Origin of the sequence: Shewanella sp. VB17 (assembly GCF_013248905.1) — a bacterium.
Classification (GTDB): domain Bacteria; phylum Pseudomonadota; class Gammaproteobacteria; order Enterobacterales; family Shewanellaceae; genus Shewanella.
The window spans coordinates 2,156,225-2,171,420 of the sequence record NZ_JABRVS010000001.1 but is presented as its reverse complement, the minus strand read 5'-3'; the positions used below and the strand labels follow the sequence as shown (position 1 = coordinate 2,171,420).

General features: G+C 43.8%; 17 protein-coding genes. All 17 read right to left on the bottom strand.

Annotated elements, in window-relative coordinates; genetic code table 11:
• Positions 1–30: 30 nt before the first annotated feature.
• The 17 genes from HQQ94_RS09300 to cpaB all read right to left on the bottom strand — a co-directional run bounded on the left by HQQ94_RS09300 (position 31) and on the right by cpaB (position 15,174).
• Positions 31–1,386 carry a leucine-rich repeat-containing protein kinase family protein gene (locus HQQ94_RS09300; protein WP_173294150.1) on the bottom strand — a complete coding sequence of 452 codons (1,356 nt, stop codon included), beginning with the start codon at positions 1,384–1,386 and terminating at the stop codon, positions 31–33.
• Positions 1,387–1,491: 105 nt separating this feature from the next.
• Positions 1,492–1,899 (bottom strand): protein-disulfide reductase DsbD domain-containing protein, encoded by a 408-nt coding sequence (locus HQQ94_RS09295; RefSeq protein WP_173294149.1) that lies wholly within the window; start codon positions 1,897–1,899, stop codon positions 1,492–1,494.
• Complete coding sequence (locus HQQ94_RS09290) at positions 1,896–2,777, bottom strand: FAD:protein FMN transferase (protein ID WP_173294148.1); 882 nt, start codon at positions 2,775–2,777, stop codon at positions 1,896–1,898. Before HQQ94_RS09290 ends, HQQ94_RS09295 begins: the two co-directional genes overlap by 4 nt.
• A complete protein-coding gene (locus HQQ94_RS09285) occupies positions 2,767–4,017 on the bottom strand; it encodes a DUF3570 domain-containing protein (protein WP_173294147.1) in 1,251 nt (416 codons plus the stop codon). The genes HQQ94_RS09290 and HQQ94_RS09285 overlap by 11 nt, the downstream gene beginning before the upstream one ends.
• Positions 4,018–4,085: 68 nt before the next feature.
• Positions 4,086–4,685 carry a DUF4266 domain-containing protein gene (locus tag HQQ94_RS09280; RefSeq protein WP_173294146.1) on the bottom strand — a complete coding sequence of 200 codons (600 nt, stop codon included), beginning with the start codon at positions 4,683–4,685 and terminating at the stop codon, positions 4,086–4,088.
• Entirely contained in the window at positions 4,682–5,176 is a 495-nt protein-coding gene (locus tag HQQ94_RS09275; RefSeq protein WP_173294145.1) for a TlpA disulfide reductase family protein, read from the bottom strand. The genes HQQ94_RS09280 and HQQ94_RS09275 overlap by 4 nt, the downstream gene beginning before the upstream one ends.
• 107 nt (positions 5,177–5,283) lie before the next feature.
• Positions 5,284–6,495 (bottom strand): VWA domain-containing protein, encoded by a 1,212-nt coding sequence (locus tag HQQ94_RS09270; protein WP_173294144.1) that lies wholly within the window; start codon positions 6,493–6,495, stop codon positions 5,284–5,286.
• Positions 6,488–7,084, bottom strand: coding sequence for a tight adherence pilus pseudopilin TadF (tadF, locus tag HQQ94_RS09265; protein ID WP_173294143.1), 597 nt, complete (start codon positions 7,082–7,084; stop codon positions 6,488–6,490). The genes HQQ94_RS09270 and tadF overlap by 8 nt, the downstream gene beginning before the upstream one ends.
• On the bottom strand, positions 7,071–7,511 hold the full coding sequence (locus HQQ94_RS09260) for a TadE/TadG family type IV pilus assembly protein (RefSeq protein WP_173294142.1): 441 nt from the start codon (positions 7,509–7,511) through the stop codon (positions 7,071–7,073). The genes tadF and HQQ94_RS09260 overlap by 14 nt, the downstream gene beginning before the upstream one ends.
• Complete coding sequence (locus HQQ94_RS09255) at positions 7,508–8,245, bottom strand: lipopolysaccharide assembly protein LapB (protein WP_173294141.1); 738 nt, start codon at positions 8,243–8,245, stop codon at positions 7,508–7,510. The genes HQQ94_RS09260 and HQQ94_RS09255 overlap by 4 nt, the downstream gene beginning before the upstream one ends.
• Positions 8,242–9,111: a type II secretion system F family protein gene (locus HQQ94_RS09250; RefSeq protein WP_254304033.1), complete on the bottom strand. Its 870-nt coding sequence runs from the start codon at positions 9,109–9,111 to the stop codon at positions 8,242–8,244. Before HQQ94_RS09250 ends, HQQ94_RS09255 begins: the two co-directional genes overlap by 4 nt.
• The gene (locus tag HQQ94_RS09245; protein ID WP_254304032.1) at positions 9,108–10,037 is read right to left on the bottom strand and encodes a type II secretion system F family protein; all 930 of its coding nucleotides are present in this window, start codon (positions 10,035–10,037) and stop codon (positions 9,108–9,110) included. The genes HQQ94_RS09250 and HQQ94_RS09245 overlap by 4 nt, the downstream gene beginning before the upstream one ends.
• Positions 10,037–11,383 (bottom strand): CpaF family protein, encoded by a 1,347-nt coding sequence (locus tag HQQ94_RS09240; protein WP_173294139.1) that lies wholly within the window; start codon positions 11,381–11,383, stop codon positions 10,037–10,039. Before HQQ94_RS09240 ends, HQQ94_RS09245 begins: the two co-directional genes overlap by 1 nt.
• Positions 11,383–12,237 (bottom strand): cellulose synthase operon protein YhjQ/BcsQ, encoded by an 855-nt coding sequence (locus HQQ94_RS09235; RefSeq protein WP_173294138.1) that lies wholly within the window; start codon positions 12,235–12,237, stop codon positions 11,383–11,385. The genes HQQ94_RS09240 and HQQ94_RS09235 overlap by 1 nt, the downstream gene beginning before the upstream one ends.
• Positions 12,238–12,285: 48 nt before the next feature.
• Complete coding sequence (locus HQQ94_RS09230) at positions 12,286–12,912, bottom strand: CpaD family pilus assembly lipoprotein (RefSeq protein ID WP_173294137.1); 627 nt, start codon at positions 12,910–12,912, stop codon at positions 12,286–12,288.
• 8 nt (positions 12,913–12,920) lie between these two features.
• Complete coding sequence (locus tag HQQ94_RS09225; protein WP_173294136.1) at positions 12,921–14,315, bottom strand: type II and III secretion system protein family protein; 1,395 nt, start codon at positions 14,313–14,315, stop codon at positions 12,921–12,923.
• Entirely contained in the window at positions 14,308–15,174 is an 867-nt protein-coding gene (gene cpaB, locus HQQ94_RS09220; RefSeq protein WP_173294135.1) for a Flp pilus assembly protein CpaB, read from the bottom strand. Before cpaB ends, HQQ94_RS09225 begins: the two co-directional genes overlap by 8 nt.
• Positions 15,175–15,196 lie beyond the last annotated feature (22 nt).

The window sequence follows — 15,196 nt, the reverse complement described above, 5'->3', positions numbered from 1 at the left end:
CATATTAGAATAAGTCAAAATCAAGCCATTTTATATTTCACTGCATAAAGCATCGAGCTGTGAAGCGATATCAGTAAACTTGGGCCGCATGGAAAGCAATCCTTGCATACACGCTTGGCTCAAGCTTCTTAGCTTTTCAAAGCCTTCAGCAGTCACAATGCCATGCTGCACATTAACTTGCTTGGTCTGTTTTAGCATATCATCTAACAAACACCCCAACGCACGAACCTCTATGCTTTCCATTGCCTCCCTTTGGTGTCTTGGCAATAATAATAAATCAGACGCCGCACCAAAATCCCCCAATAATATCGAGTCCGCATTATCTAACATGGTATTGTGCGCGTAGAGATCTCCATGACTAACACCATGAGCATGTAGGTGTGCCATCACGAGTGCCATTTGTCTAGTGATATTCATCATGGTCGTTAACCTAAACTCCGTCTGTTCCGCAAACGTATCACGCGTACAAGTCAATAAATTAGGTGGCAAGCCTAAATTACTAAAACTTGTTGGGATCAGTGCCATGACTAAGCCAAGTTGTCCTTCATCGTCTATTTGGGCAATGACCTTAATAAGGTTATGATGATCACCTGCCTGTAAACAGGTGGATAATTCATCATCTGGATAGCCATCACTGGTCACCTCACCTTTAAATAATTTAACCGCAATGTCGAGTGATTGACCTTGTAGACATGTGGGTTGAGCTAACCATTTAGCCCGATAAATAACCCCTGATGCGCCCTCACCTATTTGCTCACCTAACTCAATATCACTGAGCTTCACATGCACTATAGTCGGCTTGTTTTTTGGCTTAATGGGATTACCGTCAATTAAGCCATTACCCGCAATGGCCAACCAGGCAAGATTGGGTAACTGAAATAACCAATCAGGCAGTGAGGTCAATCGATTTGCTGATAAACGAGCTAACTCTACACGTTGACAATTTGCCATAGAAGCTGGCAGGTGGGTTAGCCTATTTCCCGCTAAGGCTAATTTCTGTAAACGATACAAATCGCCCATAGAATCAGGCAGGCGTTCTATTTTGTTGTCAGTCAGTATTAACCAACGAGTTTGCTTTGGCAGCGCATCTTCAGCAATTGATACTATTTGATTGGCCTTAAAGCCAATCATTTCAAGCTTAGGGCAATCAGCAATGACAGAAGGAAGCTCGGTAAAACAATTATTAGAGAGGAATAAAATATTAAGCTTATGTAGACGTCCAAAATCATCCGGTAAACTATCAAGCTGATTATTAGAAAGATCCAGCACTTCTAATGTATCTGCCAGTTCAAAAATTTCTGTCGGGAATACCGATAAGTTTTCAGCCAAGTGTAAACGTGCTACCCCGCTTAGCTGACCTGATTTAAGTTGTTCAAGAGTGTGCAAAATCTAAAGTCCAATGATAAATAGAAGAGAAACTATGGGTGAACTCACCGCACAGGCGAAAAATCGGCTATCTTACACCAAAGCCCACCAACTCTCTTGTCAATATTACTTAGACTGTAACGCTATCAGTTTATTCTGAGGCATATAACATAACCCTTCATCAGCGCAACCCTGAAAGCGCACTTTCGCCTTGCCCTGCCCCTTAAAGGGAATGCGCACCGTCAGCGGCTGGCGATAAACCCTCACCTTACCAAAATGGGGATCATGTTTCTCCTGCGCCACAATAGAAAAAACAGGATCACCCAAGCTAAGCTCGGAAGAAATAGACTTAAACGACAGACGCTGCTGATAAAGGTAATACCCTGGGGCGGTATCAAACGTTACGGTCAACACATTGTCGGCTGTAGTTTGACTGTAAGGAAAAGCCTGCTGCACAGGTAAAAACTCTTTTTGAGTTTGTGCCTGACTGAACACGCTGATCATAAAACAAGATAAGATAAGTAATCGTCTCATAATTGAATAAACTCCACGTCTTGATGAAGGGTTAATGTGTCATCGATAAAGGCAAAGCCCACCGTCTCTGGCACATCTAATGTCGGTTTTATCGTTAACGCTGTGCTGTATATTCCTGCCTCTAATGCCGTATCGGCCACCACTGTAGAAGAAAGGATCTGAGGATGTACACCGTCTTTAGACAATATGTGTGACGTTTGCTCATCGTTAAACTGATAACGTCGTTGATAATGAGCCGAGGTCGTCAATGCTTGGTTATTCAGCGGCAACGAAAAAAAAGCTTGTTGGTTATCTTTAGGATTAACCACTGCCACAATAAACGCACTGCCATCTGGCTTGTGACCAAAGGTGCGAATATCCCCACCAAAATTAATTAATACTCCTGTCGCCCCAGCAGACTTAGCCAAGTCAACCGCTTGATCGACAGCGCATTCCTTAATCACCCCACCAAGATCAAAACGCGTCTGATAATGGCAAAAGTTAAGCCAATTGCCGTCAATCGACCAGTTAGCGAGTCCCATATAAGGTGCTAGGTCGAGATAAAGCTGCTCTCGACTCTGCGTTGACTGACTGATCTGCTGATATTTAAGGCTACCAATAGTCATGTCGAAAACCCCTTCAGTTGCGATACAGTATTGACGCACACAGGCAAGAATGGCAGCGGTCTCATCATCTAACTTCACTTTATTCACTTGGCGATCGTTAACCTGCTGAGTGAGCCAAGAACGCTTATCGTGAAAATTGTATTTAGCTTCAAGACGCCGGGTATTATTTTCAATTGTCACAGCCAGCAATTGAGCAGCATCAGCGAACAATATGATTTCACAAGGCACCGTCATGGCAGTAAAGCGATAATGATAACCAGCATCAGAACTCATAGGTTGCCCCAACGACCCACCACTGACTTTCATAACCATTGCTTCTATCATAATAGGCCGCCAATGCATTGAAACGCAGTCGCTGACTCGCCTGCACACTGATCCCAAGCTCATAGGCATTAGTATTAAAGTTACCCAAACGTAAATCAGACGTAGCATAGCCTGTTGCTGCAAATGAGGGATCTGTCGCACTAGGATCGATAAAAAAATCAGCTGCGGTTTGAGTGTACCAAAAATAACCTGGCGTTAAGGTTAGCCAATCTAGAAGTTCAATACCTAACTTACCACCAATTTGATGGGAACTTACCCCCCAATCATCACTAAAATACTTATATCTAGGCCTCACCACAACTGCAGAGCTAACACTATAAAAAGTCTGAATATTAATCCCGCCGGATACACGTTTATCTGGTCGAGTATCTTGAGCCAGAAACACTTCATCATCTGCTATCGTGCCATTATCATCTAGGTCGATTTCACGCTGTACCGTCAGATAATGATTACTCAAGTAACCCGACTTGTATCCGGCAAATAGTGTCAATGTCGCATAGAAATTTGACGTGAAAATCTGTGATAATCCAAGTTCGACATCACCATTAACAATATTTTGCCACTCTTGAGCATTACCAAAGTCCTTATATTCCTGAAATGCTAAAGTTTTATCAAACAATAAGGCGGTTCCTATGGTGTAAGAACGATTTTTACGACTATCAGCATAGATCAATACCTGACCATTAATCCCCATGCTTTTATAATCTTCCTCTTGGCCGTAATTAAGCCCAAGACTCCATTCATCGCGTTGCTCGTCTCTGTATGTCAGATTTGCACTGCTAGAATAGCGAGTGTCTTCAAGTTCATAAGCCTGCACCACATACCCATCTCGATATGGGTCATAACCTGCACGGATCACTTCTGCTGTATTGTCTTGTGCTAATTGAGTTTTTTCAGCTCGATTTAATGCATCTTGATTACCGGACACGGGAGTGGTTGGTCCCCAAGCTGGGGAGGCGCCGGATACCGTGTCATAGCCGAGCTCTGCTGTCAGGGTCCAATCCAAGCCGAAGTTTTTCTCGATAGACATAATATTGTCACCAGCCTTAACCTTATCGCCGTACTCCTCAAAGTTCATGTGATGAATTGAAATATGATCTGCCGCCTCAACATCTACAGGTAACGATAATGCACCTAAACTTGAAACTGCTACGCCGCTTAGCATGGTTAATGTTAATTTTTTACTCATTTATTTTATCATCTTATTTTCGTCATTAATGCGAGTTATTCTGGACTTAGATAACCAATGTAAAACCGTTAATTACAACCGCAGCCACCCCCACCCACACCACTGCCACCGACCGACCCCTGTTTATAAGAAAAAACCTTCTCGGAGAAGCGATCAAACTCGGGCACGACTCCACCAGGCTTCATTGCTTTATCAGCCAAAGTGCCTTTTTCCCACGGTTTGACAGGATCAATCCCTAACCACTCATCAATAAATGACAACATCGACTCATCTTTTCGCTCTTCAAGGTCTATTGATGGTGTGAGATCAGAGGACAGTTCAGTAGTAAAAACACTGCCACTGAGTAAGGATTCAGGCTCAGACAGCCCTAAACTTGTTTTTTTAGGCACAACCAACTCGACATTACGTCTCTGGCTAGTCGCTGAGCCTTGGCTTAAATACACCGAAGAAGAGACTCGTGTGGATGCCCGATAACGTCCATTATCACTGACCTTATCTTGTACTTCTTGTGGATCCTGAGTGAGATTTTGACGCTTATTCTCAAGCTCAACTGATTTATGCACCTCATCCAAATCACTCAGATCGATATCTAATCCAGCAATCGCAGTCATACTGAATGGCATGCAAAAAAGCACCGTTATTAGGCTTAGTTTATTCATCCTGTTCATTTGTCATCCTTTGTTCCCGAAAGATCCAAAGACTTTATGTCAGTAATCATCACCTGTCTGATGTGATCGATGGCACCGTATCTCACCTTAAGTACCTTGCCTTGATAGACGTAATACAAGGCTGGCATTCCTGTAGGTTCAAAGTCCGTGACCAATTCCTGATCCGGATCGGCTACCACACGAAAAGTGAGTCCCAACTCCTGCTGAAATGCCAAACCAACATCGACATCCTCATCAACATCCACACCAACAATATTGACTCCCCGACCGATTAACTGACGAGATAATATCTCGACCTCAGGTAGCTCGACACGGCATGACACACACCACTGAGCAAAGAAATCGATAATGGTTAACTCATTTGGGTTAAGATCCAGCTTCTGCAGAGCCTTAGATGACAGCAATTCTCCTTGCTGATAACCCAACGCCGGTGTCGAAAACATTTGCCCAACAAACAGCAAAGACACGATGAACATATATTTCTTAAACATAAACACCTCTAATAAAACAAATGATTTGTATTCAACTATAAAATAATAAAACATCACGACCCACGTACCCCTGAGTGATGACTGACATTTACCTGATCACCATTTCCTCAATTGTCACTCTCTTCCCGTAGCACTAAGCTAGCTTTGGTTTCCGTCTGCAAAGCCTCCTGAAAAAAAACGGCTAATTCTTGCGTATTTTTCGCGTCATACACCTTACCCATCTCACCGGCACATTCTCTAAACTGCTGTAGACGACGCTCATCAACATCAAAACCAATAAAGCTCATCTCTATATTGAATTGGCTTTGAATAACCCGACACAATCCTTGTTCAATTAAATCATCCAAATAGGTACCTTGATCTGCACCATCGGTAAACAAAATTAACCGCTGTACTAAATCAGTAGATTCAACCGGGTTGATCTGCCATTCTTCCTGCCATTGGGGTAACAAGGTTCTCACTCCCCATATCAAACCTTGATAAGAAGACGTTGATCCATCGGTGGTCAAGGCATTAACGCTTTTGGTGACTCTTTTAAGATCGTCCGTCAACGGCAAAATAGTCACATCCGAACTGCAGGCATCCAACCATTCACTGGGCGATACCGTTTTAATCTCCAAACTGGCCGCAGACTTGCCAAGATCATCTACTGTTGCAGCATAATCAACCGAATGTTGACCATAACTTAAGCCATCAACACACGTGATCTTCCCTGCTGACTCTGGCATCCAGGGGGCATTAATCACCCCAACGCCACTCTGAAAAGGTACCAATGAAAATCTCACAGCACCTGTTTCATCCGTATCTTGCTGATGAATATCTTCTATGGCACTAGTAATGATACGTTTCAATTGAGGTAACTGGCCGGACATAGAGCCAGAGATATCTAAAACCAAAGCAAGATCGATGGGTAAAATTCTTGAATTAACCACGAGATGTGAGATTGAATGGCTAGCAGAAGAAAGAGCCACATCGCTACTGACAGATTCAGGAAGAAATGCCATCATCACAGGATTGAAGCGGTAACTCGCCGAAATACTACAACGCTTTTTTGCATCAATCGATACCAGCACTTCACCATCATGAGCCACAAATCCAGGGCGATAATAATTCAAAAAATCCACCGTTAAATCCTGATCAGCACGCTGTGCATACCCGCATGCAAGCGATGCTGCATCAGCCGCCTGCCCTGCTCTCGTCACGGTGAGCAAGTACATCGCCAATAAGATGCTAACTGCGATGATGCTTAACATAAAAGGCAAACAGATCACAAACATCAAGGAGATGTCCCCTCGCTGACGGTTGAGGTATTTAGTCATAATACCTGCCATTCAAAAGTGAAGAACTCTTATAATAGTCATCGAAAAAATCTCTCAGCTCCATCGTCCCCAGCGCACTACCGACCGACTTAACACCAACTAAACAAAGGGTTACTTGAAATAAATCCGCACGCCGATCTACATTAAATCCTTCCACAGTTCCTAAAGGAGACAAGTCGCTAAGCAGTGACAACCCCGTCTTTGCCTGACATTCAGCTCCTGACTGAAATCCATGCCATTGTTGACGATTTTTGTCGCCTATAAATTTGAGCTGCTCTAATTCAATACCAATCTCGGTATTTCTATCTTTAATCCTGAGTGCTAAGTGCCGCTTAACTAAAGAAAGTAAATCATCTGCTAAAACTTGGGTAACGACCTGCTTTTCTGTGACCAGAGGGAGCGCTAATGCTTCAACACTTATCACTGTCGCAAGCGAATAAGACAAACGATCTAACTTGGCTTTAATGAGTAATGCATGGTTAATTTTAAACACCAATAAACCCAAAGCGACCATGACGAGAACAATAATAGGTAAGGCGATAATACTGAGGCCTTGCTGGTACTGTCCCATCACATTAACGTCTCTCATGGGCCACCAACACTGTCCTCTCAAACTGCTTGATAGCACTACTATTATTGCCAAAACCTTCTATGGACAACATCTGATAAGCATAAGTAAGCTGATACTCTCCGTACATTTGCCCCTGATAGTCTGACGTAAAATGATTTAATACTAAGGCGTTAAAATCAACATAATAGCGACCTTCAAGTTCCATTCTGCCATTGTCAAACAGTGGCCAATTCTGCTCATCGATCTCTTGCCTCAACAATTGCAAAATATCTTGCTTATCATCAACCCTAACCACTTGCCTCGCCGCTGTTGATAATGCCGCATCCAGTAAATTTGCCGTTAACATAAATCGGCACAGCTCAACCACCAACAATAACAGCACGAAAAAAGGAATAAAGGTCAACGCAAATTCTAGGGTTTGACTGCCCGCTTGTTTCGATTTCACAGCGCCCTCACCTGCCACTGACCGTAAAAATCTAAATTGCGCGCCAACTCCGCCTTCGTTAAATCTTGTTTGGCAATCGTTTTGGCTGCCTCCATATCCCCTTTCATCGCAAAAGCCAGTGCAAGGTTTTGGCGTAATTTAGCCGTGCTCTTACCCCGTAGGTAACTGGGGTAAATAACATTGATACCTTGTTGTGGTTTATCATCAAGTATCCAAGCCAGCGCTAAATTATTGCGATATTCAAGACTACTAGGTTCGATAACAAGCGCAGCATTAAAAGCCTCACGAGCCTGTTGGTATGTTTGGTTCAAGGCATAACACACACCAAGTGTATTGTAAGTAATGGCATCATCAGGTAATAATGAACTGGCTTGCTTTAATGCCTTCATTGCCTCAGGTATATCGCCAGAAGCGAGTCTAGCACGACCGATTTCTCGTAAAATTTCTCCTCGACTGGCGTAGCCAGCCTCATGGTTAATACGACTGGCATCTGTTAAATGATGCAATGCCATTTCATACTCTCCACTCAAGTTATAGGCGCTGCCTAACAAATAAAGCAGCTCTACATCTTGCGGTGCACTTTGGAGCAAAGATTGATAGATAGCCACAGCACTCTGTGGGCGACCATTAACCATCGCCACCTCAGCCAAATGCCTATCATTAACACTGACTGATATGGGGGAAGCACTGCAGCCAATAAGAAGAATCAAAAGTAACGATATTAACGGTTTCATAATTCACCTATCGACGTCATAAGGGCAATGATTGTAGGGGCAACAATCAGTACTACCACAGGGATCATCACTAACACAACCAGTGGCATGGACATTTTTGCGGGGATCTTGCCGACCTTTTCTTCCAACGACAAAAATTGATGCTGGCGGCTGTCGGATGCGATAAGGCGCATACTTTTCGCCATAGAACTGCCGTACTTTTCTGCCTGAGACAAGGCAATAACCATATTTTCGACCTCTATGATACCTGTCCGTCTTGCTAAGTTTTTCAACGCTTGGGCACGAGAATCAAGCAGACGTAACTCAGCTTCGGTGATCAACCATTCTCTGGCCAGCTCAGGAGAAAAACTCCCCATCTCTTGTCCTACTCGGCCAAACACAGCTTCTAAGGTCAAACCTGATTCAATGCATATCACCATTAGATCAAGCGCATCTGGTGTGGCAGCGGCGATACGTGAAGAGACGAGTCTGGCCCTAAACTTGAGCCAATGTTCCACCGACATTCCGCCGATAACAGCAAACATCACTCCTTTGGCGATGATGATGCTATCGAAGCTAAATCCCGAATAACTCATCCAGCCAATAAAACAACTTATCGTCATTAGCCATTTAGCCATCACAAAAACACTGGCTGCCCGATCTGAATAAAACCCCGCTTTGAGTAACAACGCCTTAATATCATTGCTCACTCTGAGATGAGACTGAATCGAAGTGAGCGGTGAGGCAAAAGCAATGGTGCCTCTATTCACTGCCTGCAAGCGTATGACAACTCTATCTCTCTGACTCGCCTTAACATTGCAAACCAAGGCTAATATTCCCCCAGACAGCAATAACAGAAACGACACCCACAAGGATAATGTCATCATGGCCTCACCTTCGTCAGCACATTAATAATACTTAGGCCTAAGACTATGCTAGACAACACATAGAGCAACACATACTGACCCACTGGCGTATCAATTAAAATAGCGAAAGAGCTTGGATTCTTAAAACACATGATCCCAATTAATACCAATGGCAAACTGGCTAAAATCAATGCCGTTATTCTAGGCTCAGCGGTCAGACTCTTTATCTTCATCTTAATGGCACTGTTATCGTGTAAGGTTCGCCCCAGTCTGTAGAGCACTTCGCGTAATTGACCACCGTTCTCTTGGTTTAAAATCAATGCGACGGTAAAAAAATGAAAACTGGCATAAGGCAAACGATGAGAAGCCTGCTGCAAAGCTTGTTTAAGGCTGATGCCAATGGTCAAGCTGTCACTGATCAACTCAAACTCTCGGCAGAGAAAACCCTGTTGATATTCTGACACCTGAGCAATCGCTTGAGGTACAGAAATCCCCGCAGCAACAGCACGAGACAATTGGCCTAATACCTGAGGAAAAGCGTGATCAAATTGTTTCAGTTGTGCCGTGCGCATAAACCAAAAAAAACCTAAAAAAGCAACAGCAGGAACAATCAATACCAGTATAAAGCGAACATAATAGGGTAAAAAACCGCTCATTAGCCAACTGCTAACACCTGCGACAATGAGCCCTACGTACAAAAATACTTTCCCCTTAACCCCAAACAAATTATCAATGCGGGACTCTAGCCTTTTTAGCCAGCGTAGCCAAGGACTGGTCTCTTGCTCCAAGCCAAAGAGAGATTTAGACACTGATTTATCTCGAGTCTTCGCCACAGACACGATTAACAAACGAGCGCACTTCAAGCGATATTGACCATAGTAATGCCAGCATGACATCACACTCACAATGAGACTCCCTCCCAGAAGCATGACAAGTAGAGCCAGCATCAATTCACTCCCATCACTTGTTTTAGACGGGTATCTAACTGATAATATCTCGCTTTTTCGATAAAGTGAGGAACTATGTTACCGGACACAAACTGCCCAACCACATTCCCCTGACTAGACTGCATTTGATAATCAAAACTAAAGAGATCACGAGTAAGATACTGCTCCCCTTCCAATCCAACCACTTCAGTAATATGCGTCACTCGACGTAAACCATCTCGCATCCGCTCTATCTGCACAATAATGTCGATAGTGCCCGCGATCTGACGGCGTAATGCGGTGGCAGGTAAGTGAACTTCAGCCATCAATAACATATTTTCTAATCTTATCAACGCATCTGGCGGTGAATTCGCATGCAACGTACACATGGAGCCATCATGGCCTGTATTCATCGCTTGCATCATATCCAGTGCCTCTGCACCACGAACCTCACCAAGAATAATACGATCAGGTCGCATACGAAGAGCATTCTTTAGTAAATGGCGCTGATCGACAGCTTCCAAACCTTCCGTATTCGCGGGACGCGTTTCAATGCGTATCACATGAGGTTGTGCCAATTTCAATTCAGCCGCATCTTCGATGGTAATGATCCGCTCATCGGGTGAGAAACCAAATGACATGGCATTTAATAATGTGGTCTTACCTGCACCTGTGCCACCAGATATCAATACATTGACTCGACAACGTGCAATGATATCAAGCAAGGTAACCATGTCACTTGACATAGCACCCAGTTCAGCTAACTGGCTTAAGCTCCGTTTATTATGGCTAAACTTACGAATTGAAATACAGGTGCCATCCAGCGCAAGCGGCGGAATAAGCACATTGACCCGACTCCCATCGGGTAAGCGAGCATCAACCATCGGATTGGTTTCATCAATCCTTCGTCCTATCCGACTCACAATACGGCGTGCTAAGTTAAGTACATGCTCCTCATCACGAAAGCTTATCTGGGCAGATTTGAGCTTACCGTTATGTTCAATAAACACTTCTTTATGACCATTGACCATGATATCGGTGATATTAGGATCATCGATCAATACTTGTAATGGCCCCAGCCCTAGCATCTCATCCACCAAACGAAGCATCATTTGTTTTTGTTCTTGTCCTCCCATAGGCAGTTGATGGCGCAGCGCAATGTCCCCCACGGCCTCAAAAGTGCGGGTCTCGAGTTCTTCCCGGGATAATTGCACCACCACCGCAGGCTCGATCGTCAGCATCACCTCTGTGTGAATAAGCTCGAATCGACTCTGTTGTCGCTCTGAATCCTTTACTGAACTATTTCCCCGTACTGTATTGACGTGAGATGTCAGGCTCTGCTGAGTCAGTGTTTTCCGTCCAAACATTAGCGTCTCCTAAACCAATGCTGTAGGCCACGACCCCGGTCTACGGGCTGTCCTGCAATCTTGGCTGCAAGTTGTTTAAATACCTTGCCAAGTCGCCCTTTATCATCAGTAACCTGACAACCTAATGTTGCGCTGGATAGCATTTTTTCAGGGCTAAATGGCATCACAAAATCCACGGCCTTACCCAATGCATGATTAACATCGGTTAACGAAATCAACGACACTTTCTCAGGTTTTGTGTGGTTAAGGATCAAAATCGTCTGCTGATCATGATCCGTCTGCAACTGCGTCAGTAATTGATTGGTATGGCGGATGGATGCCAATGTGGGCTCTACCACAACAAGACGAATATCAGCACTGCGCATGGCCTCAAACCCCACGCTGTCACGTAAACAAAAAGAAGGCAGATCCCAAATCAGGTAATCAGTCTGTTGCTGACAAAATAATGATGTTGCTTCAAAAGACACTGAATCGGGCCAAAACTCTTGGGCTAGCTGCTGACTGTAGCCGGTAAAAACATGCAATTTATCCGCTGCCTTCACTCCGCTACGCTCAAACACTATCGGCTCAAGACGCTCAGGGTATTCCAACATTTCGGTGAGCCGATTACTGGCAGTAATGTTAAAATGGAGGTCTAAATCGCCACTGACAAAATCTAAATCAGCACAGGCAACTCGCGCCTCAAACTGATGTGATAACAACCACCCTAGGTTAGCGGCAATGGTGGTGCAGCCTGCGCCGCCCTTGGCACTGGCAATGACGATGCGTTTCCCCTGCCCACTCGATGCGACTCGATATTGTGAATAGCCAGCCTGAGACTCGGTGTCCTGAATGTTGTAAATATTTGAAGTCATCTAAAATATGCCCTTCGACCCATGAGTGAGTGAATATGTGAATTCATGCTAATTACCAGCGCCCCCAGATAAAGCACCCGATATCGGTGATGACTGACTCAATGGCACATTCGGCTGTTCATAGTAAGACTCCAATGTTGAGATGGCCTTGCGCCCCTCTGTTGCTGATAGCGTTTGCCCCACCACCAAATCCCGTGGATTTGAAACCATTTGTGCCAATGCATTAGCATTCGCACAACCAAAATTAGCCGAGCGTTTAAAGTCATTAAGCACTGTTTTAGGCTCTTTTCCTGCATCACAGCGCGGCACTAAAGGACGATATGACTCCACCACCAGAATCAAATCAACCGAGCTATCCACCGACTTTTTCACCTCAATATCAAGCTGTGAGGGATAAATAAACCTAAGATGCATCAACGCCTTTACTGCCGCTAATACGTTCTCTGCACGTGCAGAATATGTCTCAATACGCACTCTGAGCGTCGCAGGATCGCCGCGTTCTAATAGGAAACCTTCCAGTGCTTCCCTGTCTTGAATATCAAGCTCATCACTCTGTAACTGTAAAGAAAATATATCTGTGACAGACTGAATAGCAATCTCAGGCTGACGTTTAATGGGTTCGCTAGAACAAGCTAAAAGCGAATAGCTCAGCAGCAATAAAACAATTAAGCGCATGGGTCACCTCAGTAATAAAATCCATTGTCACCGAGCAGGCGCAGCTGACGGTTATCGTTAGGGGTAGTTTGTGACTCTGATGACCCCATTTCCCCTTGATGAGGCCAAGCTAACAGTCGCTCAACATCACTTAAGGGAATGAGCCCATCGGTGGGCAATGGCAATGAATCTCCACGTGTTGGATCAACCAGATAGACGGTGGCAATAATGATTAGCTCAGTCTCCTCTCGCTTAAACTCATTGGAGCGAAATAAAGTGCCAAGTATTGGAATGTCGCCAATCCAAGGCACCTTTTGCAGCTGTTCTATGTCATTAGATTGTAATAAGCCACCAAGCGCGAAACTCTGACCACTGGCAAGCTCGATAGTGGTCGATGCCTTACGTGTGGTGAATATCGGAAAGGATGAGTCTCCCATCATCACATTGGTACTTTGCGATAATGTGCTGACTTCTGGTTCTATTTGTAAACTTATCCGGTTCGGACTCAGTACAGTAGGCTTAAAATCCAGTCGTACACCAAAGGGCTTATACTGAATGCTAGCCGTGTCACCATAAATCAGCGGAATGGGCACTTCACCACCAACAAGAAACGATGCTCTTTCGCCACTTATCGCTGTCAGGTTGGGCTCGGCCAATACCGATATCATGCCGTTGGTCGACAATGCATCGACCATAACCGCCACATTGCCCCAGCCCAAACTATCGACGAACCTAAGCTTACCGGTACCGAATCCTTGAGAGCCCCATTTGATACCGAGTTTATTCGATACATTACGAGATACTTCTGCGATCCTAACCCTCAAGTTGACCTGAGTTGACATGGTAATATTGAGTTGATTTATCAATTCATTTTTTTGTTCTGTGCCAGATGAAGTTTGTTTTCCTGCTCTACTTGTCGTGGCCTTTTTCCCTCCTTTAGTCTGGCCTGAAGCTGCTCCCCCTTGTTTACCTTTTTGCATGGGTTGCGAGACATAACCTTCAGCAAGTCGAATGATCTTCTCCGCCATACTAGGTGTCGGTACTTGTCCTTTTAAAAACAACTTACCTGCGATAGATTCGGCACTGACTAAGGCATCGGGAAATTCATTTTTGATCAATCCATTTAACTCATCAACATTATGACTCACCTTCACCGTGGCCGAATAAATCACATTTTCATCCGTATCTAATACATAGAGAGATGTGGTGCCAGCTTGTTTACCAAATACCATTATTTTTGTATTGGTCAATGCCTGATAATCAGCAATGATATTGCTAGATATAAAAATAGATTTAGCCGTCGTAGGTAATTGTACCAATTTGGCTTTATCTAATGTCACGTCTAACTGAATATCCAATGACTGAGCTTGTGATGACCAACAAAATAACAACACAAACACGAAATAAATAATTACGTTAATCACTCTTATCCCCAGTTTTATTAAGTATTCGTTTTTCGTCGGCTCTGAATTCAACCAAACCTATATTGGGTTGAACACGTTTAATATCTGGAAATATATCGGTGATATTGATTTGGTCATGATTAGCGCTTTTATCAACCTGACTATCTCGACTGCGTAATATCAAGGTTAATATTCCTAGTTGATTGGCCAGTATTATTCTATTGGCTTGCTCTGGGAGAACTTCTAATGTCACTGCACTATCATCAGGAATAAAACCTTTATGCATCTTCTGCGCCTCCATATATTGCTCGACTTTAACGGCGTCATTAAATGCCAGTATTCGGACATTTTTGGCAATGGTTTTCACATATAAACTCTGAGTTTCATTACCTCGAGTACGCAACTCCTGCTCCTTCGATGCTAATAGCAGCACATCAACAACATCCCCTGGGCCCACGAGCCCTGAATTTGCGGTCACTTGATCAACAGGTACTGACACTGCACGATATCCAGACCGAAGAGACACTGACAAGAAACCACCTTCTTCAGGTTTAAGAAAATCAGACTGACTCATAATATGACCCGCCATAAATGAGCGTGCAAGTACCGAATCATTAAGTTGAGTAATATTGAAATTATGTTTACTGATATGATCCACCAGCTTACTCATTTCATGTTCATTCATCACTTTCCATTCAAATAAAGATGCACCGAATGGTTGACCTGATTTAATAACCTGCTTGGCCACAAGCACTTCTTGTATTACCTTCTCCATTTTTATATTTACCTGTTCTTGCGACGCAAAAACACTCAAGTACAGACCAACAAGACCTGTCAGAGAAATAAAAACGGAGAAATACATTAAACGTTTTACTGTCATTATGTGTATTTCTATTTAGAGA

What these genes read in the sequence shown, in the direction of transcription:
- HQQ94_RS09295 (WP_173294149.1), bottom strand. Translation starts at nt 1,899, where the DNA reads ATGAGACGATTACTTATCTTATCTTGTTTTATGATCAGCGTGTTCAGT.
- HQQ94_RS09290 (WP_173294148.1), bottom strand. Translation starts at nt 2,777, where the DNA reads ATGAGTTCTGATGCTGGTTATCATTATCGCTTTACTGCCATGACGGTG.
- HQQ94_RS09285 (WP_173294147.1), bottom strand. Translation starts at nt 4,017, where the DNA reads ATGAGTAAAAAATTAACATTAACCATGCTAAGCGGCGTAGCAGTTTCA.
- HQQ94_RS09280 (WP_173294146.1), bottom strand. Translation starts at nt 4,685, where the DNA reads ATGAACAGGATGAATAAACTAAGCCTAATAACGGTGCTTTTTTGCATG.
- HQQ94_RS09275 (WP_173294145.1), bottom strand. Translation starts at nt 5,176, where the DNA reads ATGTTTAAGAAATATATGTTCATCGTGTCTTTGCTGTTTGTTGGGCAA.
- HQQ94_RS09270 (WP_173294144.1), bottom strand. Translation starts at nt 6,495, where the DNA reads ATGACTAAATACCTCAACCGTCAGCGAGGGGACATCTCCTTGATGTTT.
- tadF (WP_173294143.1), bottom strand. Translation starts at nt 7,084, where the DNA reads ATGAGAGACGTTAATGTGATGGGACAGTACCAGCAAGGCCTCAGTATT.
- HQQ94_RS09255 (WP_173294141.1), bottom strand. Translation starts at nt 8,245, where the DNA reads ATGAAACCGTTAATATCGTTACTTTTGATTCTTCTTATTGGCTGCAGT.
- HQQ94_RS09250 (WP_254304033.1), bottom strand. Translation starts at nt 9,111, where the DNA reads ATGATGACATTATCCTTGTGGGTGTCGTTTCTGTTATTGCTGTCTGGG.
- HQQ94_RS09245 (WP_254304032.1), bottom strand. Translation starts at nt 10,037, where the DNA reads ATGCTGGCTCTACTTGTCATGCTTCTGGGAGGGAGTCTCATTGTGAGT.
- HQQ94_RS09240 (WP_173294139.1), bottom strand. Translation starts at nt 11,383, where the DNA reads ATGTTTGGACGGAAAACACTGACTCAGCAGAGCCTGACATCTCACGTC.
- HQQ94_RS09235 (WP_173294138.1), bottom strand. Translation starts at nt 12,237, where the DNA reads ATGACTTCAAATATTTACAACATTCAGGACACCGAGTCTCAGGCTGGC.
- HQQ94_RS09230 (WP_173294137.1), bottom strand. Translation starts at nt 12,912, where the DNA reads ATGCGCTTAATTGTTTTATTGCTGCTGAGCTATTCGCTTTTAGCTTGT.
- cpaB (WP_173294135.1), bottom strand. Translation starts at nt 15,174, where the DNA reads ATGACAGTAAAACGTTTAATGTATTTCTCCGTTTTTATTTCTCTGACA.